Below are 24,734 nucleotides of genomic sequence, written 5' to 3'. Positions count from 1 at the left end.
TGTTATGAAAAAATATTTAGTCGCTATCATTCTGCCTTGTCTTATGTTACTGACAGCTTGCGGTGGTAACAAAGATGAAATAAAAGAGTTAGACAACCCTGAAAAAATTGCAATTGCTTTTTTTCATGCCCTTTATAATGAAAAAGATGTTAAAAAGGCTGCTTCTGTATGTTCACCTAAGTTAGCGAGAATCATCTTACATTATAAATCGCCAAGTGCCGTTGCTCGTCACTTGTTTAATATGTCTTACGATAAAGTAGAGATAAAGCCTGACGATACAGGTGTAAAAGTGCGAGAACAATTTAAAGATGCCGCCGTTATAACGGTATATTTCAATGGAACGTACCATGATGAAATACTTAAAGATGTTAAGCGTATTTCACTTATACAAAAAGACGATACTTGGGTTATTGATAAAATTTTAAAAGATCCATTTTAACGTTTGACCTCATCACATGTAAAAAGGCCTGCTGAACAGGCCTTTTTATTATTCTCCTTTGACAGTCCCCTCTCTCCTAGGGTCTGCGCCACCAATAAGGCTACCATCATCAACCACAATCGCTTGAACACCACTATTTAAATCACGTATAGATACCTTGTGGCCTTTATTTCTTAACGCACTAGCTAGTTGTGTAATTGACGTTCCTTTTTCTAATGCCGTGATTCGGTTTCTATTGGTTATTTTTGGCAGATTAATCGCTTGTTGTGGATCAAGCTTCCAATCTAATACGCCCATAATAGTCTGCGCTACATAATTGATAATACGGCTTCCACCTGGGGAGCCTACAACAAGCCTTAATTTATCCTTTTCAAAAACCATGGTTGGTGCCATAGAGCTTCTCGGGCGTTTATTTGCTTCTAAGCGATTAGCAACAGGTTTACCATTCATTATCGGCGCTAATGAAAAGTCCGTTAACTGGTTGTTCAAAATAAACCCTTCAGTCATTACTGCTGAACCAAAAGCCATTTCAATACTTGTCGTCATCGATACCGCATTGCCTTTTGCATCAACAATTGAGATATGGCTAGTTGAAGGTAATTCCATAGAGAGGTTATCACCACGTTGAGCAACATTAGGTAACTCTCCAGCGGTAGCTTTTCCCATATCTTTTTTAACATCGATAAGTTTGCTACGCCTTGCTAAATAATCGTCACTAACCAGTGTTTTTATTGGCACATCAACAAAAGTGTCATCTGCTACATATTTTGCACGATCAGCAAATGCGAGCCTTGAGCTTTGCGTAAATAAATGTACCGTTCTGGCATCAGAAAATGGTAGCTCACCTAATTTATAGGGTTCAAGTTGCTTTAATATTTGGATAACCGCAATTCCACCAGAGCTTGGTGGTGCCATGCCGCAAACTTGATACTGGCGATAATTACCGCAAACAGGTGAAATTTCCCTCGGTTGGTAGTTTGCTAAATCATCGATTGAAAGTTTACCTGGTGCTATCGATGAATTTTGTACGGCATTAACAATGCTTTTAGCAATCCAACCTTGGTAAAATGGCGTTATACCTTTTTCTGCGAGGCTTCTATATACCTTAGCAAGCTTTTTATTGACCAGTAAATCTCCAGCCTGAATCGCCTTACCATTAGGAAAAAAATACTGATGAATGCTTTCGAGTTTAGTAATGCCAGGGTTATATTGCATTTCTACAAGCTTTTGTAAACGAGGAGTAACACGAAAGCCATTTTCAGCCAATGCAATTGCGTCAGTAAATAGTGCTTTCCAAGGTAGTACTCCATGCTTTTCATGAGCCAGCTTTAAAGCAGCAAGAACTCCAGGGACGCCAACAGAGCGACCGCCTACCACAGCTTGAATCCATGGGATCGCTTGACCATTTTTATCTAAAAATATATCTGATGTAGCATGCTTTGGTGCCACTTCCCTGCCGTCAAACGTTGTAAGGTTTTGCTTTTCTTTGTCCCAATGCAACATAAACGCGCCACCACCAATGCCTGAAGACTGAGGTTCCACTAATGTTAAGACTAATTGCACTGCAATCGCGGCATCTACCGCACTACCACCTTGCTTTAAAATATTGTATCCACTTTGTGTTGCATAAGGGTTTGCCGTTGCAACCATAAATTTGTCAGCTATCACGGCTTCTTTAGCAATAATACCAGTTGCAGCTTCCGGCTCTCGGTCTTCTTGTACCTGAACTTTACTTGACCCAGCCCAACTTTGGTAGGTACTACACAGCAAAAAGGTGCTAAAAGCGAAGGATTTAAAATGATACAACTTAAACAAAAGCGATGTCCTCATGAAAGTGGTGGTCGATTAGCTAAAAGCTGTTGATTAAAGCGCTTAAAACTATGTAATAAGGGTTGGTATTTTATAGCATTGTATTCGAGCTGTGACAACGCGTGACAGGCTGCTTCTAACGTAGATAAAGCACCTTTTTTCTTTGTACTTCTCGCTTCATACATACATTCGATGTCATCAGGCAGTGTTAAATGGTTCAGGTCATGTAATGCTGGATTTGACATATACATACGATAAGCTTTTTTCCAGGTACCATCGAGTAAAATCAACCGTTTAATCTGCACTTTTGTTGTCGCCTCCTGAGCACTTATCATTGTCAATTCATTCGCAAGTACAGCTTTGTCACTCGGATACAATAATGCTGTCTCCGCGCTTAAATCTGTAACTAATGCTTGGTACATTGCATTATCTGAAAATACTTCCCCTTGAATAACAGTACAGTGGCTTAACGACTCTTTTAAAAGCGTAACACTCCCTTTATTCTGCTTTACTTCACTTGGATGCTGTAACACGATCACGTCAATATCATTATCAACTGCAACGAAAAGCTGACAAATACAGCTTACTTGTGGCTTTTGACAACGCTGACAGATAACTCTAGACATAAATAAGTGCTTGTATTTTATTCATGATAATCAGAAACTAACGAACTAGGTAAAAACAACGACACATTATCACGCACCTTAGTTACACTCAATGTATGATAATTGCTAAATAACTATATGCTATCTAACTTATGCAATCACTCATAACGCTGCGCAAAACAGATCTTTACCCTATTTTACTTTTTATTGTCTGCATCGTCGCGTATACATTTAATGAATATTTTTATCAACTCTTTGAATTTAAACGTTCTTCTCTTGAAAATGGTCAATTATGGCGTTTATTAACCTGTCACTTATTACACACAAATTTTAATCACTTGTTACTAAATATGGCAGCATTAGCATTACTTTTTTTATTGCACCGTCGTTTTCATCATGGCGTAATGTTTCCAGTATTACTCTTCTTCTCTGCAATTGTCGTAAGTACTGGTGTTTATATAAGTTCACCGGAGTTAGTGCGATATGTTGGCTTATCTGGTGTATTGCATGCCGTATTTTTATGGGGCACATTACATGACATTAAAAATAAAGATAAAACAGGTTACCTTTTACTTATTGGCTTAATTGTAAAAGTGACCCATGAACAACTCTTTGGCGCCAGTAAACAAGTAGCAAGTATGATAAATGCTGATGTTGCAATTGATGCACATTTATGGGGCGTAGTAGCGGGTTTCTGTTTCTTCATATTTTATGAAAATATACAGCGGACCAAAAAAAAGGCCTCTTAACATAGAGGCCTTCAATACTAAACCTTGTCTATTATGGCTTATCCATCCTGATCACTACTCTACGGTTTTTCGCACGACCTAACACGGTTTGGTTCGATGCAATATGCCGTTTTTCTCCGTAACCTGTTGCTTCTATTCGACTCGGGTCAATACCATTGTCAACAAAGTACTGACGAATTTTATTGGCACGTTTTTCTGAGGTTTTTTGGTTTGTATTTCTGCCACCATAACTATCAGTAAAGCCATCTATCAAAACAATCTCGAGTTCTTGATCTAATGATAGATATTCACGGATCATGTTTATTTTACGTTTAGAAGACTTGGTAAATTTATCGCTACCAAATTCAAAATTTAACACGGTGTATGAAATATCATCGAAGCTGTAATTCAATAAGTTACCCACACATGAAACAAATTCTTGATATGCTTTATGAAACCGTGACGTTGACAGCCCTACTGATACCTTATCGTGATCATTATACCAATCATTGTAATAAAACGTTGGCGACATACCTTTTTCAAGTTCGGTTAATAAGGTCCACGCTACTTTCTTGGGTAAATCGGGCGAAAATTGCTTATGTAGTTTCATGTTAGCGAGTGTTCTACCTGCTCTACCAGGACGCCACTTAGGGGCAACCGTACGCACTTCCGCTAATGAATAATTATCAGGTAGCCCAAGCATATCTAACTCAAACATCATATTAGAATTTCTATTGGCTTTTGCATAAAACTTAGCTTCACCATAATTTGGAATTTGATGAGCCAACGTACACTGAAGTCTAGATTCATCAACAAGTTGCCATTTTGAACTTGCAATATCTGCTTGATATTGGCGAATACTAGCATTTGCTTGGCTTACAAATAAGGCGATTGATGCAGCAATAAGTATTTTTTTCATAATCACTATTCAATTTTCTTGGCTTAAAACCTTTATCGGCAGACAATAAAATTTCTTTACAAACTATTTACTCATATTAGCGTTTGTTTGTCTGAATGTATAATTTTCATCCAGCATTCATATAATTTAGTGACTTAAGTAAACATCATTACTACATAGATTGGATATTGAATTAAAAGTGCGTTAGTTTTCAGTAAAATTATCTGCGATAATATCGGCAAATATTAACATAAAGAAACCAGTAATTAATGACCATCAAGAGTAATAGTGAACATCAGAGCGTAGCCCCTTTAACATCTTTTAAGTTTGCCGATCGCTTCAGAGGTTACTTTCCTGTTGTCGTAGATGTTGAAACCGCAGGATTTAACGCACAGACAGACGCGCTCTTAGAAATAGCTGCAACAACCCTCACTTTTGATGAAAGCACTGGTTTATTGTCTTTAGACGAAACCATTCATTTCAATATTGAACCTTTTGAAGGTGCTAATTTGGAGCCCGCCGCATTAGAGTTCACCGGTATCGACCCAACAAACCCTTTGAGGGGTGCGGTTGAAGAAAGTGAAGCATTAAAAGCTATCTTTAAATTAATTCGAAAAAAGATGAAAGCTGCAGGCTGTAAACGCGCAATTATGGTCGCTCACAACGCCGCTTTTGATTTAGGATTTGTTAATGCTGCCACTGAACGGTGCTCAATTAAACGCACACCTTTTCATCCCTTTGTTAGCTTCGATACCACCACTCTTGCAGGCTTAGCGCTCGGACAAACTGTATTGGCAAAAGCCTGTCAGGCTGCAGGCCTTGATTTTGATAATAAAGAAGCACATTCGGCTTTATACGATACAGAAAAAACAGCACAATTATACTGTCATATCGTTAACAAATGGCAAACATTAGGTGGCTGGCCTTTACCAGTGGACGAGAAAGAACTAGCAGAAAACTAAGGTTATTCCTGGCAATTATTAAAATAATGATTGCCTTCTATTACGATTTTGCCTACGGCAAATTAAGTTCCTCACTGCCCAAACGATAAGTGTAAAAGCAACAAACTGTAATATTCCTTGAATGCCTATAAGCAAGATGAAGATGCCAATAGCAACATACACAAAAGGCAAGTACTCATATATGAGTTCAGGTAACCAATGTTTGTTACTTTTACGATATTGTTTATCCAGTCTACGAAATGCAGATCTTTTCACCAATACGATACAAGCGGCGGCATAGAAAATAACAGCAGAAAAAATAAAGACCTGACTCTTATCTCCCATCGACACAAGTGCGCCACTGATAATAAAGTAAAAATAAGGTAAGTTTTCATAAATAGGCTGCGGTAACTGCATGTTGCTCCTTAACTTTTACTACTACCAGTTAATAATAGAAGGGTTTTTAACTTTTTGCTTATTAAGACAAAAATTAACCACATTTCTAACTTCTCATAAAAGAGAGTGTGAACGCAAGCCGTGTTTTCTTATTCAGTAATTGTTTATGCTGCTTTTTATTAAAGACAAAAAAACCGGCATAAATGCCGGTTTTTCATAACAATGATAACTTATAAAGTATCAGCGTTATCTGTTAAGTATGAAGCTACGCCGTCTGGAGATGCAGTCATACCTTTATCACCTTTATTCCAACCTGCTGGACATACTTCGCCGTGCTCTTGGTGGAATTGTAATGCGTCGATCATACGTAACATCTCGTCTACGTTACGACCTAATGGTAAATCATTAACTACTTGGTGACGTACGTTACCTTCCTCATCAATTAAGAATGAACCACGGAATGCAACGCCTGCTTCAGGATGCTCTACATCATACGCTTGACAAATTTCATGTTTAACATCAGCAACTAATGTGTATTGAACTGGACCAATACCACCTTCGTTTACTGGAGTGTTACGCCATGCATTGTGTGAAAATTGTGAATCAATTGAAACACCAATCACTTCAACACCACGGCTTTTAAATTCTTCAATACGGTGATCAAATGCGATCAGCTCTGATGGACAAACAAATGTAAAGTCTAAAGGATAGAAAAATACAACAGCTTTTTTCCCTTTAATTGCTTCTGACAACGTGTAGTTATCTACAATTTCACCACTACCTAATACCGCTGCTGCCGTAAAGTCCGGAGCTGGACGACCCACTAATACACTCATTTTATTCTCCAATGTTATTTATGTATGTTTACTAACACCTCATTAGTATTGAGGCATCAGATATAAATTCAACCGAATTTAAAAATTATTTTTCTTCTGTTTGTTCATTCGCTGCTGCACGTTCAGCGGCTTCTTTTACAAGTGGTGCCAATTCACCTTGCTGAAACATTTCAATAATAATATCACAGCCACCAATTAACTCGCCTTCAACCCATAGTTGCGGGAATGTTGGCCAATCAGCATATACAGGTAATTCAGCACGAATATCTGGGTTTTGTAAAATATCAACATACGCAAATTTTTCTCCGCACGACATTAAGGCTTGTGATGCTTGTGCCGAAAAGCCACAGTTCGGTAACTTAGGAGAGCCTTTCATGTATAACAAAATACTATTTTCTGCGATTTGCTGTTTAATACGTTCTACTGTATCCATTCTATACCTCTATATTTTTACGCTAACACAACACATAGTGGAGATTACCTTGTCATTATTCAATGATGTAACAACTAATAATAAAAAATATTTAAATAAAAGGGGTTAGCCTTGAATATTGGGCTAGCAATACCTATAAATTTGAGTACACTATGCATAATTAAGAATACCCGAGTATTTTACTCGGATTATTTTAAATTCAAACTACTAATTTATTTTAGGGCAAAATAAATCTTTCTAATCAATTCCTGGAGAATATAAATGGCTATTGAATTACCAGCATTACCTTACGCGATGGACGCTCTTGCTCCACATATTTCACAAGAAACTTTAGAGTATCACTATGGTAAGCACCACAATACTTACGTAGTAAAATTAAACGGCTTAATTGAAGGTACTGATTTTGAAGGTAAATCTTTAGAAGACATCGTAAAATCTTCAGAAGGTGGTGTGTTTAATAATGCAGCGCAAATTTGGAATCACACCTTTTATTGGAATAGCTTAAGTCCTAACGGTGGTGGTGAGCCTACTGGCGCTCTTGCAGACGCGATAAACGCAAAATTTGGTTCATTTGAAGCATTCAAAACAGCTTTCAATGACAAAGCCGTTAACAACTTTGGCTCTAGCTGGACATGGTTAGTGAAAACAGCTGACGGTGGTGTAGATATTGTTAACACCTCTAATGCTGCAACACCGTTAACAGATAGTGGTTTAACACCATTAATGACAGTAGATCTATGGGAACATGCATACTACATTGATTACCGTAATCTTCGTCCAAGCTATTTGGAAGCATTCTGGGCACTTATTAACTGGGATTTTGCTTCAGCTAACTTTGCATAATCAATCCTAATCATTTTAAAAGCCAGTGTTTTTTGACACTGGCTTTTTTGTGTCTAGCATTCGCCAAACAAGGAGGAAATATTACAGTTACATTTTTCCAACGATAAAATCTATCATCTTGAAAAATCCGTACTAAGCTTAAAGTAGGACTTTAAAAACCCAGACTTTTAAATGCCTTGGCAAGCATTGGTAAATTTAGTTAACGTGGTAACGAAGCCCGTTTCCTGACTGCAATCTCGTCAATGCAATTAAGTACTTTTTCGAGGAGACGGTTATGAGTATCTTTAAACACTATCAATCTCGATATGACGAGCTTCAAGAGGAAAGTTGTACCGTACAAGAATTTCTCTCAATGTGTAGAGAAAATAAAATGGCTTACGCCAGTGCATCTGAGCGCTTACTGTCAGCAATTGGTGAGCCTGAAATGATAGACACAGCAACTGACCCTAGGTTGTCTCGTATATTTTCAAACCGCGTTATTGCTCGTTACCCTGCATTTAAAGAATTTTATGGCATGGAAGAAGCAATCGAACAAATCGTGTCCTATTTAAAGCATGCATCTCAAGGACTAGAAGAAAAGAAACAAATTTTATACCTACTGGGTCCCGTCGGAGGGGGTAAATCTTCGCTCGCAGAAAAACTAAAAGCATTGATGCAACTGGAACCTATTTATGTGCTCAGTGCGAATGGCCAAAGAAGCCCAGTAAATGATCACCCGTTCTGTCTTTTTGATAAAAATAGCGACGGTAAAATCCTGTTAGAAGAATACAACATTCCAGAGCGTTACCTAAATACAATTATGTCGCCTTGGGTTGCAAAACGCTTACACGAATTCAAAGGAGATATTACTAAATTTGACGTCATCAAAGTGTACCCTTCAATTCTGGATCAAGTTGCTATTGCTAAAACTGAGCCTGGCGACGATAACAACCAAGATATTTCAGCACTCGTAGGTAAAGTTGATATTAGACAGCTTGAACACTTCGCGCAAAATGATCCTGACGCCTATAGCTACTCTGGTGCCCTATGTCGTGCTAATCAGGGCGTAATGGAATTTGTCGAGATGTTTAAAGCTCCCATAAAGGTTTTACATCCACTACTAACCGCTACACAAGAAGGCAATTATAATCCAACAGAAGGGTTATCTGCGCTGCCCTTTGACGGTATTTTACTAGCGCATTCTAACGAGTCCGAATGGCAAACATTTAGAAATAACAAAAACAACGAAGCATTTTTAGATCGAGTTTATATCGTCAAAGTGCCCTACTGTATGCGCGTGTCTGAAGAAGTAAAAATTTACAAAAAACTACTAAAAAATAGTGAGTTGTGTAATGCGCAATGTGCGCCTGACACACTGGAAACACTAGCACAATTTAGCGTACTTTCTCGCTTAAAAGAGCCAGAGAATTCAAGTATCTTTTCTAAAATGCGCGTCTATGATGGCGAAAGCCTTAAGGACACTGACCCGAAAGCTAAATCGTTTCAAGAATATCGAGATTATGCAGGCGTAGAAGAAGGAATGTCAGGATTATCTACACGTTTTGCGTTCAAAATACTGTCTCGTGTTTTTAACTTTGACCATGCTGAAGTTGCCGCCAACCCAGTGCATCTCTTTTATGTGCTCGAGCAACAAATTGAACGAGAACAGTTACCAGCTGAGACCTCAGAGCGTTACTTAAACTTCTTGAAAGAGTATCTCACGCCACAATACATCGAATTCATCGGTAAAGAGATTCAAACCGCTTATTTAGAATCTTATTCAGAGTATGGGCAAAATATTTTTGATCGTTATGTCACATATGCTGACTTTTGGATCCAAGATCAAGAATACCGAGACACTGAAACTGGCCAACTTTTTGATAGAGAAGCGCTAAATAATGAGCTCGAAAAAATTGAAAAACCAGCAGGTATCAGCAATCCAAAAGATTTTCGTAATGAAATCGTAAATTTTGTTTTACGAGCACGAGCAAATAATAAAGGTAAAAACCCTAACTGGACGAGTTATGAGAAACTACGTACGGTCATCGAAAAGAAAATGTTTTCTAATACTGAAGATTTATTGCCAGTGATATCTTTCAATGCAAAAACATCAACAGATGATCAACAAAAACATGACGACTTTGTGAAACGTATGATGACCAAAGGTTATACCAAAAAACAGGTACGATTGTTATCTGAGTGGTATTTACGTGTAAGAAAAGCGTCGTAAATGTTTGTTTGGCAGGAGTTGTAACCATGGCAAACTTTATTGATCGTCGGTTAAATGGAAAAAACAAAAGTTCTGTTAACCGTCAGCGATTTATACGTCGATATAAATCGCAAATTAAAAAATCAGTTGAACAGGCAATCAACAAACGCGGCGTCACCGATACTGACAGTGGCGAGAGTATTATTATTCCCAAAAAAGATTTATCGGAACCAATATTTCATCAAGGAAAAGGTGGCGTAAAAGATCGTGTTCACCCGGGTAATGATCAATATTCGACAGGTGATCGTATTAAACGTCCACCACAACAAAGCGGTCAAGGCACAGGACAGGGTGAAGCAAGCAATAGTGGCGAAGGTGAAGATGACTTTGTGTTTTCAATTTCTAAAGACGAGTATTTGAACTTACTCTTTGAAGATCTCGAGCTGCCAAACTTAGAAAAAAATCAACTGGATAAATTGATCGACTATAAAACGGTGCGTTCTGGATATTGTGCAGAAGGTGTTCCCGCAAATATTGATATCGTCAAATCATTACAAGGCTCAGTTGCACGACGCATTGCCATGACCTCTTCAAAGCGCAAACAATTAAAGGCACTTAAACAGCAGCTTGAGGAACTTCTTGCTGATAAGCTAGACCATGTTACTAAAGTAAAAGCGTTGAAAAAAGAGATCGCGGCGCTTGAAAACAAAATTGCAAGTGTACCTTTTATCGACACCTTTGACTTACGCTTTAGAAACTATGCTCGTCAACCTGTGCCTACTTCGAAAGCTGTCATGTTTTGCTTGATGGATGTATCAGGCTCAATGGATCAAGCAACCAAAGATATCGCTAAACGTTTTTATATACTGCTTTATTTATTTTTAACTCGAACATATAAAACAATTGATGTGGTTTATATCCGTCATCATACGCAAGCGAAAGAAGTAGACGAGCAAGAGTTTTTTTATTCGCAAGAAACTGGAGGCACTATAGCTTCAAGTGCCTTAGAACTGATGATGGATGTTATCAACGACAGATATAACCCTAGAGAATGGAATATCTATGGCGCACAAGCATCTGATGGAGATAATTGGGCCGATGACTCTCCTCATTGTTACCAATTGCTCATGGAGAAAATTATGCCTGTTTGCCGCTACTTTTCTTATATTGAAATTACTCAACGTGCTCACCAAACACTATGGCACCAATATGAAAAAGTAGCAAAAGCTAATGCACACTTTGCCATGCAACATATAAAATCAGCGGAAGATATCTACCCTATATTTAGAGAGCTATTTAAGAAAAATACACAGCAAGTTGCCTAACACAACGCGCAAGTGGAGGACGATATAATGGCTAAAAAGAAAATGTTACCCGATGGTCCTGATTGGACTTTTGAGTTGCTTGAACAGTATCAAACTGAGATTGCGCGTGTTGCTGAACATTACAAGTTAGACACCTATAAAAACCAAATAGAAGTTATTACCGCTGAACAAATGATGGATGCCTATGCAAGTGTTGGCATGCCTATCGGATATAACCACTGGACTTATGGGAAAAAGTTCATACAAACAGAGCAAACTTATAAACGTGGACAAATGGGCTTAGCCTATGAAATCGTCATTAATTCTGATCCTTGTATTTCCTATTTAATGGAAGAGAACTCCATTACAATGCAAGCGCTCGTCATGGCTCATGCATGTTATGGTCACAATAGTTTCTTCAAAGGGAATTATCTTTTTAAATCTTGGACCGATGCAAGTTCCATCATAGATTATTTACTGTTTGCTAAGAATTACATTGCCAAGTGTGAGCATAAATACGGTATCGATGACGTTGAATCCTGTTTAGATGCTTGTCACGCATTAATGAACCACGGGGTAGATCGTTACAAGCGACCACAAAAGATTTCTTTAGAAGAAGAACTAAAACGCCAAACTGCACGCGAAGAATATTTGCAGTCTCAAGTAAATACATTGTGGCGCACGCTGCCCACTGATAAGCAAAAAGTGAGTAAAAATAGAGAAAGCTTTCCTAAAGAGCCTCAAGAAAATATTTTATATTTTATCGAAAAGAACGCGCCATTATTAAAACCGTGGCAACGCGAAATTGTTAGAATAGTTCGTAAAATATCTCAATACTTTTATCCACAGAAACAAACACAAGTAATGAACGAAGGCTGGGCTTGCTTTTGGCATTATACTATCTTGAATCATTTATATGACGAAGGATTAGTCAGTGATCAATTCATGATTGAGTTTCTACATAACCATACCAATGTTGTTGCCCAACCAGACTATAATAGCCCTTATTATTCTGGGATTAATCCGTATGCACTGGGCTTTAATATGTTTATGGATATTAAGCGGATATGCCAAGAACCAACTGAAGAAGATAAGGAATGGTTTCCGGATATTGCTGGTAGTGACTGGTTAGAGACTGTGCATTTTGCTATGGAAAACTTTAAAGACGAAAGCTTTATTAGCCAATTTTTATCACCTAAGTTAATGCGCGATTTTAAACTTTTCTTTGTACATGATGATGAAAAAGAAAGCTATGTTGAAATTGCAGCCATTCATAATGATCCTGGTTACCAAACGTTAAGAACCACACTATCTAATCAATATAATTTAAGTAATCTTGAACCAAATATTCAAATTACCAATGCTGATATCAGTGGCGATCGTTCTTTAACACTTAAGTATACACCACACAACGATATACCCTTAGCAGATTCCTGTCATGAAGTCGTTAAACATCTACATTACCTATGGCAATTTGATGTAAAATTAGTCTCAGAAAAACAAGGAAAGGAGCAAATAATTGCGCAATGCCCCGATGTAGAAAACGAAAAAGCGAGCTAATGCTCGCTTTTTTGAAAGTTATATGAAGTACATTGAATTAGGCAGAAAGCTCTTTCAATACATCTTCTTTAAGATCTAGCCAAAGTTTTCCTGACTCTACACCATACTTACGTACTGTTAACACCGAATCATCAAACTTACCTGCTTTCGCCAATTCGATTAGTTTATCGTAATATGCACGTGATATTTCTCTACCCGTAGGATGCGAAAAATACAAACTACCAATACGAGAATATAGCCCTTTAAAACCATTCAATATCAATAAGTAAATCGGATTACCCGATGCGACTACAAGTTCTTTATTAAGCTGATAATCAAACTCGGCATAGGCATCACCGGTATCTTCAATCTCTTTATAAGCTTCAAGCAACTCTATTGTTTTTTCAGGGTTATTACGAATTGCACCGCGGACATAAATTGCGCTGATGTTGGTACGCGCTGACATTAAATTATCAACAAGATCAGGAATGCCATCTTGATCCAATTGTGCAAGCGTCTCGAGCACATTTAAGCTAGAGGTATCCCAAAAATTATTAACTTTAGTCGGTTTACCATGCTTTATCGTTAACCAACCATCCCGCGCTAATCGTTGAAGTACTTCTCTAAGTGTTGTTCTAGTCACACCTATCAATTCAGAAAGCTCGCGTTCTGCTGGTAAAATTGAACCTGGAGGGAAGCCCCCATTCCAGATGGATTCGACAATATACTGCTCAGCAAACCCTGCTGGACTATGTGCTTTAATAACCATAAGGCTCCACGCAACACCGATAATTAAAAGTGAACTGATTGTACCAGAAGAATATTTTGGTACAACTAGATAATTAAGGTTTAACACTTCAAAAGGAGCGCAACACTCAAACGATATGTTTATCAGGAACAATATGCTAGTTTTCTGCTAACAATCACACATTATTGCGACGGTTTAACATTAACGAAAAGGACACTGAAAAATACCGTTATTGCAATAAAGAATACCAAGCTAAACGTTAAGGAATAAGCGTATTTTAATTGTTCTATAGACGCTTTAGAAATCACCTCTACGTTAAGGAGTAAACTAAAAATACCACCAATTACCGATGCTCCGGTCATCAAGCCTAAATTTCTAACTAAATTGATCAAACCGGAAGCTCGCCCTTTCTCTACTAACGATACGCTGCCAATAACAAATGTATTGTTCGCTGCATGAAACAACTGCCTACTAGGTGTTAATATAACTAATGCGGCAATATAGCCATAAACGTCATAGTAAAGAGGAAAGTAAGCAAAACTTAGTGTTCCTACAGATATCAATAATAAGCTTAGTTTTATCGTTATTTTAGTACCGTAGCGATCGACAAACCACCCCGCAGGGTAACCAGATATCGCCCCCATCAATGGACCCAAAGACATAAGCATACCAATCTTAGCCACAGGTAAACCAAGTACATAAGTAAGATAAAAAGGTCCCACTATCAGGGTAGACATTGCAATTGCATCAACCACAAAACTTGCGATAAGTGTTAAGTTTCGCAAACGATTATTAAAAAGAGAAAGCCGAATAAGTGCTGAATGATTATTTCTCTGACTGCGTAAAAATAAGAAGAGAAAAACAAACGCTATCAGTAAAAATAAAACAACGAACTTTATTGTGTACAAACCTAGCAGTGACATAGATAACGCATAACATGTTAACGCAAGCCCTAGCAGTAAAGAACCATGAAAATCAAAGGCAGTGATATCAGTTTTAACAAGCTTATCTTTTGGTATAAAACGTTCACACAAAAGCAATGCTTTAGCGCCCAATGGAAGCATAAGCCAAAAAATAGATGGCCAATTAGCGTACTTAATCGCTAATCCCCCTAAAACAGGGCCTAGTGCAGTACCTAAAGCAGCTATAGCGCCCATTAGTCCCATCACGCTACCCGTTTTTTTGCTAGGAAAGATCTCCCCTGCCAGTGCAAAAAGTTGCGCTAGTACCAATGCTGCTCCGATACCTTGTAGTAACCTCGCAGCAATTAGCATCCATAGTTGAGTGCTAAATGCACCTAGTACGGAAGCACTTAAAAACAATCCCAATCCGTAACGTAGTACCCTTTTCTTTCCGAATTGATCACCCATTGCGCCAGCGCTTACAACTAAAATAGCAATAGATAACAGGTAAGCAGTAACCATCCAGTTTAATCGTTGAATAGGGACATCAAACTCAATAGCCAATGTTGGTAACGCTACATTTATAATACTCATCGCCAATGTGGGTATGAAAAGAGTAATGGCTAAACACAGCATAATTCCACATTGAGCATTAACATCTCTTGCACTAGCGGCTTTTCCGCTATCGCGATTTATCTTCATATTCTCTCTATACATGTAAAAAGTTGACTTCGTTAATATCAACAGGTAGCCTCAGGCTATCACTTAAAGTTAACTTGAGGTCAAGTGTAAAAATGAGCGTTATCGATATAGCACTGCTTGCAAAAAAATCTGGCCTTCCAGCATCTACACTTCGATATTATGAAGAAAAGAACTTAATTAAATCTATTGGAAGAAATGGGCTAAAACGTTTATTCGATGAATACGTGTTTGAACAACTTGACTTTATAGCGCTTGGACAGCGCGCGGGCTTTACCTTAGAAGATATTCAGTTAATGCTCACGAAAAAGGGGCAGTTTGAAATTAATCGAGAGCAATTGCTCGAAAAGGCACAAGAAATTAAACAGCACGTCAAGCAACTTACTGCTATTCAGCGTTGTTTGGAGCATGCCGCTCAATGTTCTGCAAACAAACATTCTGAATGCCCAAAATTTCAAAAACTGATGCGATTAGCGGGAAAAGATCAGGCGAGACACAAGAAAAAGACCCATCAAATTAATTGATGAGCCATGTTTTAAGCAAAGTACAGTTATCTTTTATTTAAAAAGCGAGTCATTCGTCCTGATGCAATTTCTTCCTTAAAGTCACTGCTCGTTAACCGATATTGAATAAAGTTATCTGAAAGACACAAGGTGTCATGAATGTCACCGGGTAAAAACACTTTGCAGTGTCCAGCATTCATGATCTCTTTGCCTCGCGACACTAGATCCGTCTTACCGTTTGAAGCCGTTATTTGTTTATAAGTAGCCATTTCCATCTGCCCTGACTGAACAGCATAAAATACCCAGCCCATACCATGATCATGTGGTACGCGATAGGTATCCTTTTTTTCTGAATGTGCCAAAAGCAAAAAGCCATATTTAGGATCGCTGTAAAGTAGTTTTGCTGCAGGCTGCTCTTTTATTATTTCATCAAGCCACGCTTCGTTTTCAGATGTTTTTGTCAGCGCTATTAATAAGTCACGAACAGCAGTAGTTGTCTCAGAGTTCAACCCTGCCCAACAAGCACTAATCTCACTAGTCACTTTTTCTAAGTTATTGCTCATTAAATATTTCCTCATATTTGGGTTTAAACAGCAACACTCTACAACTTAAAGTTAACTTTAGGTCAAGAACTAAGTATTCCACATTACCTAATTGATATAAATTATCGATATCGTTTGAGAAATCTAAGGGCGTTACTGGGTCGAATAAAAGCTTGAGCGTTTCTCTACACTCAAAAATTTACGTTAGAAGGTGTTGAAATATCTAGCACTTAGATTGCCAAGATATAAAATTGAGCCAAAAATAATATTCATCAAATTGCTGTCATTAGCCCACTGCGTCAAATTATATATACAACGCATTCACATAACGCAGGTAAATTCACATCAACTTTTAAAACGTTTATATAGGCAGCGCTACGTACGTCACATGCGGTAATAAATGAAAAGTAGTCACAAAACGATTAAGTAAAATGTATCGTGCGTTAGGGGATTATTGTCAGTTCCATTTTACAAACAGCAAATTTAGACATAAACTGAAAACTCGTATAATTTACAATAACTAATATAAATATTATGACGATAAACCTTCGACGACAAAACATGAACGTTACGACTACAGTTAAAGAGTAACAACGATTGTACGGGTATAAGTTTACAAGCTTTGTATGCCCTTACCCATTTATCTATCAACATTACATCACTTAATTTGAAAAATGTGTATTTCCATTTTACTTAAGTTAAGATGTTGAAAGTTAAAGATTATGAAGTTTTAGTATTTAACGTATTCATAAATAAAATGTAGAGCGATAGCATCTCTTTAAGAGTTTAGATGCTGACAAGATAAGCGCTCGTACCCGATATAATAAGAATACATTTTAAAACAGCAGTTCGGTTTTATAGGTAAAATAAAGGTTTCAAATATGCATCTGTTAAAATGGGCAATATTACTTTTTGGATTCTGGTTAATGTTATCAGGTTACTTTCAACCTTTATTGCTTTCTTTTGGCGCAATATCTGTTGCCGTTGTACTCATCGTTATAAAGCGTATGGATAATGTCGATCAGCAACCCAAGCAAGTCAGTACTGGCCAACGAATATTACGCTATTTTTTATGGTTAATTAGCGAAATTATACGCTCTAGTTACCACGTTACTAAGCTTATTTGGGGCTCTAGCAAAAATATATCGCCATCCTTATCGAAAATAAGTGTCGAGAAAATCCCTCACAACACTCGTGTCTTATATGCTAATTCTATTACTTTAACACCAGGAACACTCAGCGTTGATTTAGAAGGAGACGAATTAACCGTTCATGCCCTTCAAAAAAGATCAATTGATAGATTAAGAAAAGGTGATATGGAAAACAAACTAAAAATCATTTGGGGAGAAAACGAATGACACCTGTTCTCGTTGCTGTTTGTATTGCAATGTTAGTTGTAATGGCAATGGCATTAGCTCGCGCATTTAAAGCGGATACCGTTTATGACCGTATTCTTGGTGTAAATATGTTTGGCACCAAGACGGTATTATTTATTGCAGTAGTTGGCTATCTAATGGGGCGACCAGATTTTTTAGATATCGCTATTGTTTACGCACTCATTAATTTTATTGGCATGGTGGCTGTACTTCGTTTTTTCGAATACACAGAAACTATCGATTAATAATCACCTACAAGGGTTAATTATGCTTTTACTAGATATTATTAGTGGTGCTTTGCTTATCTCTGGTGCCTTTTTCGGGTTAAGCGGTGCATACGGCTTATTTAAGTTTCCTGACTTCTTTACCCGTGTACATGCTGCTAGTGTTACTGATTCCATTTCAGCAATTCTCGTACTTAGTGGTCTAATACTACAAACTGATTTAGACCTTAATACGGCTAAATTAACTTTTATCTTAATATTTTTGTTAATCACAAGTCCTACCGCTTCACATGTACTTGCAAAATCTGCAAGGCACGGTGGGTTGCTCTCTATGGCTGAAAAAGCACAGCAAAAAAATAAGGAGAATAAAGGTTAATGGAACTATTAATCGATTTAGTCTTACTTGCAATGCTAGCATTAACAGCATTACGCGTTATTTTTCTTAAAGATTTATTCGCTGTTGTTATGTTGTTTAGTATATACAGTTTTTTATCTGCGTTGATATTCGTGAGTTTAGATGCTGTAGATGTAGCCTTCACAGAAGCAGCAGTAGGCGCCGGAATTTCAACTGTTTTAATGTTAGGAACACTAGCCTTAACGGGGCGAACTGAGAAAAAGAACCCGCATTCCAAAGTCTTACCATTACTTGTTGTGCTAGTGACCGGAGCCGCATTAATTTACGGTACGCTCGATATGCCTCCATTTGGGCACCCAGATAACCCTATTCATGAACACGTAGCACCGAGATATATTGAAGAGTCGCCGAAAGAAGTTGGCCTGCCAAATATGGTGACTTCGGTGTTAGCAAGTTATCGTGGCTTTGATACGCTAGGAGAAACGGTGGTTGTATTTTCTGCTGCTATTGGTGTTTTAACGTTATTAAGAGTGAGAAGACGAGAGGCTGATCAAAACCCTGAATCAGGGTTAAGAGCTCACCTTGTGTTACAAGTTGTCGCGAAAATAATCATTCCAATGATTATTTTATTCGCGCTTTACGTTCAGTTTCATGGCGACTTTGGACCTGGAGGTGGTTTCCAAGCTGGTGTTATTGCCGCTGCGGCCTTTATTTTATATGCATTAGTCTTTGGGTTACCCAGCGCCTTTAAAGTCGTAGAACCAAAGTTTTTGCGCTTCATGGCAGCACTGGGCGTACTACTATATGCCAGTGTCGGCGTATATAGTATGGCAATGGGTGGTAACTTTCTCGATTACAACTACTTAGCTGAAAATCCATTACACGGTCAACATTACGGCATTATTATCATAGAGCTTGGTGTTGGTATTACAGTGTTTGCTGTAATGCTCAGTATTTTTTACGCCTTTGGTAGCCAAGCAGAGAGGGCTAATATTCAATGAGTTTTATTTCAGACTACTACAATTACTGGATCGTCGTTTTCTTGATGATGACAGGGTTTTATATTGTTATTTCAGCAAACAACCTAGTCAAAAAAGTCGTTGGTCTAAACATATTTCAAACGTCGGTTTTCATGCTTTATATTTCTATGGGTAAAGTAAGTGGAGGTACTGCCCCCATAGTTGTAGAAGGTGCGACACAATATTCAAACCCTTTACCTCATGTACTGATTTTAACGGCAATTGTCGTAGGTGTTGCAACGACGGCAGTGGCATTATCACTTATTGTTCGTATTAAAGACGAATACGGAACAGTGGAAGAAAATGAATTTGAAAACAAGGATGATGCTATCTGATGATTGAACAACACTTAGCAGCTTTACCTATAATACTGCCTCTAATCGCTGCGCCTATTGCGCTATTACTTGGGCGTTCATTGATCACGTGGGCATTTGCAACACTTGTAAGTGCATTATCTTGTATCGCATCATGGCAATTATTAACAACGACTCTTTCTGTTGGCTCATTAAGTTATGCATTAGGTGGATGGCCACCACCTTGGGGGATAGAGCTTAAAGTAGATGTCGCAAACGCATTTGTGTTACTAGCGGTCAGCGCAATGTCAACCCTCGTACTTATCTATTCCAAAGACAGCGTTGCAAAAGAAATTACCATCAACAAACACCCGCTTTACTATACGGCTCATTTATTATGTTTAACGGGGTTATCAGGTATTTTGATTACAGGTGACGCTTTTAACCTGTTTGTCTTCCTAGAAATATCGTCTTTAGCTACCTATACACTGGTGAGTTTAGCTTCTGATCGACGCTGTTTAACCGCTACCTTTAGATACCTTGTCATGGGCACCATCGGTGCAACCTTTATTTTAATTGGCGTTGGCATGCTGTATATGAAAACGGGCACACTTAATATGGCTGACCTTGCTGTAAAAATAGCAGCCTATGATAGCAATCGTACCTTGAATACTGGCCTTGCCTTTATCATGGTTGGTGTTAGCTTAAAGCTAGCATTATTTCCATTACATATGTGGTTACCTGCCGCATACACACATGCGCCATCATCGGTAACCGCATTTCTAGCGAGTACTGCAACTAAGGTAGCCGTCTATGTGATGATACGGTTTATCTTTACTGTTTTTGGTGCCGCCCATGTGTTCGACGATATGGGTATGAACACAATTTTGATGATTTTAGCAATCGTCGCTATTTTTAAATGCTCTTACATGGCAACAGTACAAAGCAATGTAAAAACCTTACTTGCTTATAGTAGTGTTGCCCAAATTGGTTACATGATACTTGGCATTAGCTTAGTGAGTGTGACAGGACTAATGTCGGGGCTTATCCATATTTTCAACCACGCACTAATGAAAGGTGCATTATTCATGGCTGTAGGTGCAGTATTTTATCGCATGGGTTCAGTGAAAATAGAGGCATTTAAAGGCTTAGGAAAGCAAATGCCACTCACCATGGCAGCGTTTACGTTAGCCGGATTAAGTATTATTGGTGTGCCATTAACCGTGGGGTTCGTGAGCAAATGGTATTTAGTCACCGCAGCGTTAGAACAAGGATTATGGATTGTAGCAGCACTAGTACTATTAGGCTCTTTATTGGCAGTTGTCTATATTGGTCGCGTCATTGAAGCCGCTTATTTTCAACCGCTACCAGAATCTCAAGGTGCAAGCAAAATTAAAGAAGTACCATTACTTATGCTAGTGCCAATGTGGATACTTGTACTTGCCAATATATATTTTGGTATAGATACCAGTTTGACTGTTGAAGCTGCAGAAAGCGCTGCAAAATCGTTATTCCAAGGATATAACCCAACGGAGGGCGCATTATGAACCTCTGGCAAAATTTAGAACCATCTCAGCTTATCGGTTTATCAATATTGATACCTTTTATCGGAGCATTACTTGTTGTTGCAGCTGGTAAGTATCCTAACGTAAGAGAAACAATAACCTTAATAACAGCTACCATTCTTTTTACCGTAGTATTAGCGATAACTGATTATACTTTTCAAGGTATTACCCTAGAACAAAATGCAATTGATCTATTTCCAGGTTTGGCGATAGGCTTTTCTGTCGAACCGCTTGGCGTGCTATTTGCCTTAGTTGCAAGTTTTCTATGGATCGTCACGAGCATTTATGCAATTGGTTATATGCGAGGACATAACGAAAGCAACCAAACGCGGTTCTTTTGTTGTTTTGCACTGGCAATTAGTTCTGTAATGGCTATTTGCTTCTCCGGAAATTTACTGACCCTCTTTATTTTCTATGAAGTATTAACATTATCAACCTACCCACTAGTGACGCACGCAGGTACTGATGCAGCTAAACGTGGTGGTCGTGTTTATTTGGGTATTTTATTAGGCACATCAATCGCATTTCTACTTTTTGCTGTACTTGGTACCTATGCACTAACAGAAAATCTGACGTTCCAGGCGGGTGGTGTTTTTAATGACTCTCACAATAAAGTGGCCATGGCTACATTGTTAGTATTATTTTGCTACGGTATAGGTAAGGCAGCGATTATGCCCTTCCACCGCTGGTTACCTGCTGCTATGGTTGCGCCAACCCCCGTTAGTGCCTTGTTACATGCGGTTGCAGTGGTTAAAGCTGGTGTCTTTAGTATTCTAAAAATCGTTATTTATATTTTTGGTTTAGACAACCTCAAAGAGTTAGCCACTACAGACATTATGCTTTACATCGGCGCTGCGACTATTTTACTTTCATCATGTATCGCAATGACCAAAGATAACTTAAAAGCACGACTAGCATATTCAACGGTGAGCCAATTAAGTTACATTGTTGTTGGCGCCCTACTAGCATCCTCTATCGCTAGCGCTGGTGCTGCGTTGCATATTGCGACGCATGCAGTAGGTAAAATCACACTCTTCTTTTGTGCAGGTGCAATTATGGTTGCTTGCCATAAAAAGAACATATCCGATATGGTTGGGTTAGGTAAAAAAATGCCAATAACCATGGCTGCATTTACTATTGGCGCCATCAGTATAATAGGGCTACCACCAATGGCCGGAACTTGGAGTAAATGGTATTTAACGGTAGGAGCGTTAGAAGCAGACAAACTCTTTATTGTTGCCACTTTAATGATAAGTTCTTTACTTAATATAGCTTACCTTTTACCGATTCCGATCAAAGCATTCTTCAATAAACAAAGTGCAGATGATCAGCCTTGGAGTTGGCAACAAACACAAGAAGCACCATTGCCAATGTTAATTGCGTTAGGGATAACGTCATTAGGCTGTATCATACTATTTTTCTATCCTCAGCCCTTGATTGACTTAATCAATCTTATTCCGGGCGTTGCTACTAATGGAGAAGGTTAAAATGGCTGAGCAAAAGCATGAACAAGACGGCTTCTTCGACAAGCCTAAAAACATCGATAAAATGCTAAAAGTATTTTACGTTATCTGCGCCTTACTGGTGATAGTCGACTTTATCGTACACCGTCACATTTACCACGATTGGGAAAACATTCCTGCTTTTTACGCCATTTATGGCTTTATTGGCTGTGTGGTTTTGGTGTTAATTGCCAAGGAAATGAGAAAACTAATCATGCGTAAGGAAGATTATTACGATGAATAACCTAATTATGCTTCCACCTTTTCTACCCTTATTAATCGGGGCAATTGCCGCAATATTTTTGCGTGGCTGGCTACGCAACACCATTATGTTAATTGCTCCTGCCATAGGTGCATTAAATTTATATGGGCTTGATATCGGTGTCTTTTGGTCATTAGAGTTTATGGGGTATGCCTTAGAACCCGTTAAAATAGATAAACTTAGCTTAATGTTTGGTTACCTTTTTCATATCGCGTCTTTTATCGCTATTGTTTATGCTATTCATATTAAAGATACCATTCAACATGTTGCAGGTTTAGCCTATGCTGCCAGTGCTGTTGGTGCAGTGTTCGCCGGTGACCTACTAACGTTATTTATTTTTTGGGAGTTACTTGCACTTACCTCTGTATTTCTCATTTGGGCAAGAAGAACGGATAAAGCCTACTCTTCTGGCCTACGCTATTTGATCATTCAAGTATTGTCAGGAGTAATGCTACTCGCGGGCTTACTTATCTTTGCGCAAGTAAATGACAGCCTGTTGTTTACTGAAATTGGGCTAGAACATCAAGGGGTTGCGCAAATTGGTGCTTGGCTAATATTTTTAGCTTTCGGCATAAAATGTGCCTTTCCTTTTTTCCATAACTGGTTAACAGATGCATACCCAGAATCAACGCCAACCGGAACGATTTTTTTAGCTTCTTTTACCACTAAAGTAGCCGTTTACGCGTTCGCTCGAGGCTATCCAGGTACAGAGTTGTTAGTATGGATAGGTGTAACCATGGCATGTTTCCCTATTTTCTTTGCAGTAATAGAAAATGACCTTAGACGAGTACTTGCTTACAGCTTGATTAACCAAATCGGCTTTATGATTGTAGGTGTTGGTATTGGTACTGCTGTCGCACTAAATGGTGCTGTTGCTCATGCCTTTAATGATGTCATATTTAAAGGTCTGTTAATGATGACGATGGGTGCTGTTCTGCATATGACAGGTCGAATAAATGGCTCAGAGTTAGGTGGGCTTTATAAAAGTATGCCCAAAACAACCATTCTCTGTATTGTAGGTGCAGCATCTATTTCAGCGTTCCCTCTATTTAGCGGTTTTGTGTCTAAATCTATGATCATGAGCGCAGCAGTTGCTGAAGGCTATGATGTTGTATGGTTATTATTACTTTTCGCTGCTGCAGGTGTATTTCATCATGCTGGTATTAAAATCCCTTATTTCGCTTTCTTTGCCCATGATTCAGGCATTCGAACAACCGAACCACCTCGTAACATGTTAATTGCCATGACAATAGCGGCGGTCGCATGTGTTGTCATTGGTAGTTTTCCTGCACAAACGGTTTATGCATTACTGCCGTGGGAAGCAAGCTATCAGCCTTATGATTTAACGCACGTGCTCACACAATTACAATTGCTGTTTTTCTCTGCACTTGCCTTCGTATGGCTTAACAAGCGCAATATGTATCCACCAGAACTACCTTCGACTAACTTGGATGCAGATTGGTTTTATCGAAAACTAGCGCCAAATGTAATCAAACGCGTTGCTTGTACAGTAAACGACATTTATCAACGTATGGAAATTGCGGTTATTACCTCTATTAAACATTTAATACAACGTTCATATGATGCTGAAACAGAACAACCTAAAGGTTATTTTGCAAGGCTTTGGCCGATTGAAACTATGGTTGTATGGGTAGCTATTCTACTTGCAGCCTATTTAGTCCTTTACTATATCTAAGTTCAGCGCACCTAATAAAAAGCTCCCCATGAGGGAGCTTTTTTGTTTAACTCGATTTTAAGCAAGAGCGGCTACAATGACATTTCCCT

26 protein-coding genes are annotated in these 24,734 nt (G+C 38.4%); 17 read left to right on the top strand and 9 right to left on the bottom strand.

Going from position 1 to position 24,734, the window contains the following annotated elements; genetic code table 11:
• Positions 1 to 4: 4 nt before the first annotated feature.
• Entirely contained in the window at positions 5 to 439 is a 435-nt protein-coding gene (locus QUE09_RS07045) for an outer membrane protein assembly factor BamD (protein WP_286235493.1), read from the top strand.
• A gap of 48 nt (positions 440 to 487) precedes the next feature.
• Here QUE09_RS07045 and ggt read toward each other — a convergent pair whose 3' ends face one another.
• Positions 488 to 2,254, bottom strand: coding sequence for a gamma-glutamyltransferase (ggt, locus tag QUE09_RS07040; RefSeq protein WP_434017288.1), 1,767 nt, complete (start codon positions 2,252 to 2,254; stop codon positions 488 to 490).
• An 11-nt stretch (positions 2,255 to 2,265) separates the two neighbouring features.
• Positions 2,266 to 2,874 carry a tRNA-uridine aminocarboxypropyltransferase gene (locus QUE09_RS07035; protein ID WP_286235492.1) on the bottom strand — a complete coding sequence of 203 codons (609 nt, stop codon included), beginning with the start codon at positions 2,872 to 2,874 and terminating at the stop codon, positions 2,266 to 2,268.
• Between the two features lie 131 nt (positions 2,875 to 3,005).
• On the opposite strand from QUE09_RS07035, the gene rrtA reads away from it, so the two are divergent.
• Positions 3,006 to 3,602: a rhombosortase gene (gene rrtA / locus QUE09_RS07030; RefSeq protein WP_286235491.1), complete on the top strand. Its 597-nt coding sequence runs from the start codon at positions 3,006 to 3,008 to the stop codon at positions 3,600 to 3,602.
• 31 nt (positions 3,603 to 3,633) lie between these two features.
• Here the strand turns inward: rrtA and QUE09_RS07025 are convergent, their stop codons facing one another.
• Positions 3,634 to 4,500 carry a flagellar protein MotY gene (locus QUE09_RS07025; protein WP_286235490.1) on the bottom strand — a complete coding sequence of 289 codons (867 nt, stop codon included), beginning with the start codon at positions 4,498 to 4,500 and terminating at the stop codon, positions 3,634 to 3,636.
• A gap of 248 nt (positions 4,501 to 4,748) precedes the next feature.
• Between QUE09_RS07025 and rnt the strand changes: the two genes are divergently transcribed.
• Positions 4,749 to 5,441 carry a ribonuclease T gene (rnt, locus tag QUE09_RS07020; RefSeq protein WP_286235489.1) on the top strand — a complete coding sequence of 231 codons (693 nt, stop codon included), beginning with the start codon at positions 4,749 to 4,751 and terminating at the stop codon, positions 5,439 to 5,441.
• Positions 5,442 to 5,459: 18 nt separating this feature from the next.
• On the opposite strand, the gene QUE09_RS07015 is transcribed toward rnt, so the two are convergent.
• The 3 genes from QUE09_RS07015 to QUE09_RS07005 form a co-directional block, all read right to left on the bottom strand.
• Positions 5,460 to 5,837, bottom strand: coding sequence for a hypothetical protein (locus QUE09_RS07015; protein ID WP_286235488.1), 378 nt, complete (start codon positions 5,835 to 5,837; stop codon positions 5,460 to 5,462).
• Positions 5,838 to 6,046: 209 nt separating this feature from the next.
• Positions 6,047 to 6,652 (bottom strand): peroxiredoxin, encoded by a 606-nt coding sequence (locus QUE09_RS07010; RefSeq protein WP_286235487.1) that lies wholly within the window; start codon positions 6,650 to 6,652, stop codon positions 6,047 to 6,049.
• An 85-nt stretch (positions 6,653 to 6,737) separates the two neighbouring features.
• Positions 6,738 to 7,085: a Grx4 family monothiol glutaredoxin gene (locus QUE09_RS07005; RefSeq protein WP_286235486.1), complete on the bottom strand. Its 348-nt coding sequence runs from the start codon at positions 7,083 to 7,085 to the stop codon at positions 6,738 to 6,740.
• Positions 7,086 to 7,346: 261 nt separating this feature from the next.
• On the opposite strand from QUE09_RS07005, the gene QUE09_RS07000 reads away from it, so the two are divergent.
• The 4 genes from QUE09_RS07000 (at position 7,347) to QUE09_RS06985 (ending at position 12,980) form a co-directional block, all read left to right on the top strand.
• Positions 7,347 to 7,928, top strand: coding sequence for a Fe-Mn family superoxide dismutase (locus QUE09_RS07000; protein WP_286235485.1), 582 nt, complete (start codon positions 7,347 to 7,349; stop codon positions 7,926 to 7,928).
• Between the two features lie 274 nt (positions 7,929 to 8,202).
• Positions 8,203 to 10,137 carry a PrkA family serine protein kinase gene (locus QUE09_RS06995; RefSeq protein ID WP_286235484.1) on the top strand — a complete coding sequence of 645 codons (1,935 nt, stop codon included), beginning with the start codon at positions 8,203 to 8,205 and terminating at the stop codon, positions 10,135 to 10,137.
• A 26-nt stretch (positions 10,138 to 10,163) separates the two neighbouring features.
• Positions 10,164 to 11,441: a YeaH/YhbH family protein gene (locus tag QUE09_RS06990; protein ID WP_286235483.1), complete on the top strand. Its 1,278-nt coding sequence runs from the start codon at positions 10,164 to 10,166 to the stop codon at positions 11,439 to 11,441.
• 27 nt (positions 11,442 to 11,468) lie between these two features.
• Positions 11,469 to 12,980, top strand: a complete 1,512-nt coding sequence (locus QUE09_RS06985; RefSeq protein ID WP_286235482.1) for a SpoVR family protein — start codon at positions 11,469 to 11,471, stop codon at positions 12,978 to 12,980.
• 37 nt (positions 12,981 to 13,017) lie between these two features.
• On the opposite strand, the gene fadR is transcribed toward QUE09_RS06985, so the two are convergent.
• Positions 13,018 to 13,728, bottom strand: coding sequence for a fatty acid metabolism transcriptional regulator FadR (fadR, locus tag QUE09_RS06980; RefSeq protein ID WP_286235481.1), 711 nt, complete (start codon positions 13,726 to 13,728; stop codon positions 13,018 to 13,020).
• Positions 13,729 to 13,889: 161 nt separating this feature from the next.
• A complete protein-coding gene (locus tag QUE09_RS06975; RefSeq protein ID WP_286235480.1) occupies positions 13,890 to 15,311 on the bottom strand; it encodes an MFS transporter in 1,422 nt (473 codons plus the stop codon).
• A gap of 92 nt (positions 15,312 to 15,403) precedes the next feature.
• Between QUE09_RS06975 and QUE09_RS06970 the strand changes: the two genes are divergently transcribed.
• Positions 15,404 to 15,832, top strand: coding sequence for a helix-turn-helix domain-containing protein (locus QUE09_RS06970; protein ID WP_350226391.1), 429 nt, complete (start codon positions 15,404 to 15,406; stop codon positions 15,830 to 15,832).
• 26 nt (positions 15,833 to 15,858) lie between these two features.
• Here the strand turns inward: QUE09_RS06970 and QUE09_RS06965 are convergent, their stop codons facing one another.
• A complete protein-coding gene (locus tag QUE09_RS06965; RefSeq protein WP_286235479.1) occupies positions 15,859 to 16,374 on the bottom strand; it encodes a hypothetical protein in 516 nt (171 codons plus the stop codon).
• 860 nt (positions 16,375 to 17,234) lie between these two features.
• On the opposite strand from QUE09_RS06965, the gene QUE09_RS06960 reads away from it, so the two are divergent.
• Genes QUE09_RS06960 through QUE09_RS06920 form a run of 9 tightly spaced genes read left to right on the top strand, consistent with a single transcriptional unit; the run spans position 17,235 to position 24,645 of the window.
• A complete protein-coding gene (locus QUE09_RS06960) occupies positions 17,235 to 17,711 on the top strand; it encodes a Na+/H+ antiporter subunit E (protein ID WP_286235478.1) in 477 nt (158 codons plus the stop codon).
• Positions 17,708 to 17,974 carry an MrpF/PhaF family protein gene (locus QUE09_RS06955; RefSeq protein ID WP_286235477.1) on the top strand — a complete coding sequence of 89 codons (267 nt, stop codon included), beginning with the start codon at positions 17,708 to 17,710 and terminating at the stop codon, positions 17,972 to 17,974. Before QUE09_RS06960 ends, QUE09_RS06955 begins: the two co-directional genes overlap by 4 nt.
• Positions 17,975 to 17,996: 22 nt before the next feature.
• Positions 17,997 to 18,329 (top strand): monovalent cation/H(+) antiporter subunit G, encoded by a 333-nt coding sequence (gene mnhG / locus QUE09_RS06950; protein WP_286235476.1) that lies wholly within the window; start codon positions 17,997 to 17,999, stop codon positions 18,327 to 18,329.
• Positions 18,329 to 19,309, top strand: coding sequence for a DUF4040 domain-containing protein (locus tag QUE09_RS06945; protein ID WP_286235475.1), 981 nt, complete (start codon positions 18,329 to 18,331; stop codon positions 19,307 to 19,309). Before mnhG ends, QUE09_RS06945 begins: the two co-directional genes overlap by 1 nt.
• Entirely contained in the window at positions 19,306 to 19,662 is a 357-nt protein-coding gene (locus tag QUE09_RS06940; protein WP_286235474.1) for a cation:proton antiporter subunit C, read from the top strand. The genes QUE09_RS06945 and QUE09_RS06940 overlap by 4 nt, the downstream gene beginning before the upstream one ends.
• Positions 19,662 to 21,167 carry a monovalent cation/H+ antiporter subunit D family protein gene (locus QUE09_RS06935; RefSeq protein ID WP_286235473.1) on the top strand — a complete coding sequence of 502 codons (1,506 nt, stop codon included), beginning with the start codon at positions 19,662 to 19,664 and terminating at the stop codon, positions 21,165 to 21,167. The genes QUE09_RS06940 and QUE09_RS06935 overlap by 1 nt, the downstream gene beginning before the upstream one ends.
• A complete protein-coding gene (locus tag QUE09_RS06930) occupies positions 21,164 to 22,672 on the top strand; it encodes a monovalent cation/H+ antiporter subunit D family protein (protein WP_286235472.1) in 1,509 nt (502 codons plus the stop codon). The genes QUE09_RS06935 and QUE09_RS06930 overlap by 4 nt, the downstream gene beginning before the upstream one ends.
• Position 22,673: 1 nt before the next feature.
• A complete protein-coding gene (locus QUE09_RS06925; protein WP_286235471.1) occupies positions 22,674 to 22,931 on the top strand; it encodes a hypothetical protein in 258 nt (85 codons plus the stop codon).
• Positions 22,924 to 24,645: a Na(+)/H(+) antiporter subunit D gene (locus tag QUE09_RS06920; RefSeq protein ID WP_286235470.1), complete on the top strand. Its 1,722-nt coding sequence runs from the start codon at positions 22,924 to 22,926 to the stop codon at positions 24,643 to 24,645. The genes QUE09_RS06925 and QUE09_RS06920 overlap by 8 nt, the downstream gene beginning before the upstream one ends.
• The last annotated feature ends 89 nt before the right edge of the window (positions 24,646 to 24,734 follow it).

Origin of the sequence: Thalassotalea sediminis (genome assembly GCF_030295915.1) — a bacterium.
GTDB lineage: Bacteria > Pseudomonadota > Gammaproteobacteria > Enterobacterales > Alteromonadaceae > Thalassotalea_C > Thalassotalea_C sediminis.
This window is presented reverse-complemented; position numbering and strand designations above follow the sequence as displayed.

Excerpts from the sequence above, each read along its gene's own strand:
- QUE09_RS07045 (WP_286235493.1), top strand. The coding sequence starts at position 5 with ATGAAAAAATATTTAGTCGCTATCATTCTGCCTTGTCTTATGTTACTG.
- QUE09_RS07035 (WP_286235492.1), bottom strand. The coding sequence starts at position 2,874 with ATGTCTAGAGTTATCTGTCAGCGTTGTCAAAAGCCACAAGTAAGCTGT.
- rrtA (WP_286235491.1), top strand. The coding sequence starts at position 3,006 with ATGCAATCACTCATAACGCTGCGCAAAACAGATCTTTACCCTATTTTA.
- QUE09_RS07025 (WP_286235490.1), bottom strand. The coding sequence starts at position 4,500 with ATGAAAAAAATACTTATTGCTGCATCAATCGCCTTATTTGTAAGCCAA.
- rnt (WP_286235489.1), top strand. The coding sequence starts at position 4,749 with ATGACCATCAAGAGTAATAGTGAACATCAGAGCGTAGCCCCTTTAACA.
- QUE09_RS07015 (WP_286235488.1), bottom strand. The coding sequence starts at position 5,837 with ATGCAGTTACCGCAGCCTATTTATGAAAACTTACCTTATTTTTACTTT.
- QUE09_RS07010 (WP_286235487.1), bottom strand. The coding sequence starts at position 6,652 with ATGAGTGTATTAGTGGGTCGTCCAGCTCCGGACTTTACGGCAGCAGCG.
- QUE09_RS07005 (WP_286235486.1), bottom strand. The coding sequence starts at position 7,085 with ATGGATACAGTAGAACGTATTAAACAGCAAATCGCAGAAAATAGTATT.
- QUE09_RS07000 (WP_286235485.1), top strand. The coding sequence starts at position 7,347 with ATGGCTATTGAATTACCAGCATTACCTTACGCGATGGACGCTCTTGCT.
- QUE09_RS06995 (WP_286235484.1), top strand. The coding sequence starts at position 8,203 with ATGAGTATCTTTAAACACTATCAATCTCGATATGACGAGCTTCAAGAG.
- QUE09_RS06990 (WP_286235483.1), top strand. The coding sequence starts at position 10,164 with ATGGCAAACTTTATTGATCGTCGGTTAAATGGAAAAAACAAAAGTTCT.
- QUE09_RS06985 (WP_286235482.1), top strand. The coding sequence starts at position 11,469 with ATGGCTAAAAAGAAAATGTTACCCGATGGTCCTGATTGGACTTTTGAG.
- fadR (WP_286235481.1), bottom strand. The coding sequence starts at position 13,728 with ATGGTTATTAAAGCACATAGTCCAGCAGGGTTTGCTGAGCAGTATATT.
- QUE09_RS06975 (WP_286235480.1), bottom strand. The coding sequence starts at position 15,311 with ATGAAGATAAATCGCGATAGCGGAAAAGCCGCTAGTGCAAGAGATGTT.
- QUE09_RS06970 (WP_350226391.1), top strand. The coding sequence starts at position 15,404 with ATGAGCGTTATCGATATAGCACTGCTTGCAAAAAAATCTGGCCTTCCA.
- QUE09_RS06965 (WP_286235479.1), bottom strand. The coding sequence starts at position 16,374 with ATGAGCAATAACTTAGAAAAAGTGACTAGTGAGATTAGTGCTTGTTGG.
- QUE09_RS06960 (WP_286235478.1), top strand. The coding sequence starts at position 17,235 with ATGCATCTGTTAAAATGGGCAATATTACTTTTTGGATTCTGGTTAATG.
- QUE09_RS06955 (WP_286235477.1), top strand. The coding sequence starts at position 17,708 with ATGACACCTGTTCTCGTTGCTGTTTGTATTGCAATGTTAGTTGTAATG.
- mnhG (WP_286235476.1), top strand. The coding sequence starts at position 17,997 with ATGCTTTTACTAGATATTATTAGTGGTGCTTTGCTTATCTCTGGTGCC.
- QUE09_RS06945 (WP_286235475.1), top strand. The coding sequence starts at position 18,329 with ATGGAACTATTAATCGATTTAGTCTTACTTGCAATGCTAGCATTAACA.
- QUE09_RS06940 (WP_286235474.1), top strand. The coding sequence starts at position 19,306 with ATGAGTTTTATTTCAGACTACTACAATTACTGGATCGTCGTTTTCTTG.
- QUE09_RS06935 (WP_286235473.1), top strand. The coding sequence starts at position 19,662 with ATGATTGAACAACACTTAGCAGCTTTACCTATAATACTGCCTCTAATC.
- QUE09_RS06930 (WP_286235472.1), top strand. The coding sequence starts at position 21,164 with ATGAACCTCTGGCAAAATTTAGAACCATCTCAGCTTATCGGTTTATCA.
- QUE09_RS06925 (WP_286235471.1), top strand. The coding sequence starts at position 22,674 with ATGGCTGAGCAAAAGCATGAACAAGACGGCTTCTTCGACAAGCCTAAA.
- QUE09_RS06920 (WP_286235470.1), top strand. The coding sequence starts at position 22,924 with ATGAATAACCTAATTATGCTTCCACCTTTTCTACCCTTATTAATCGGG.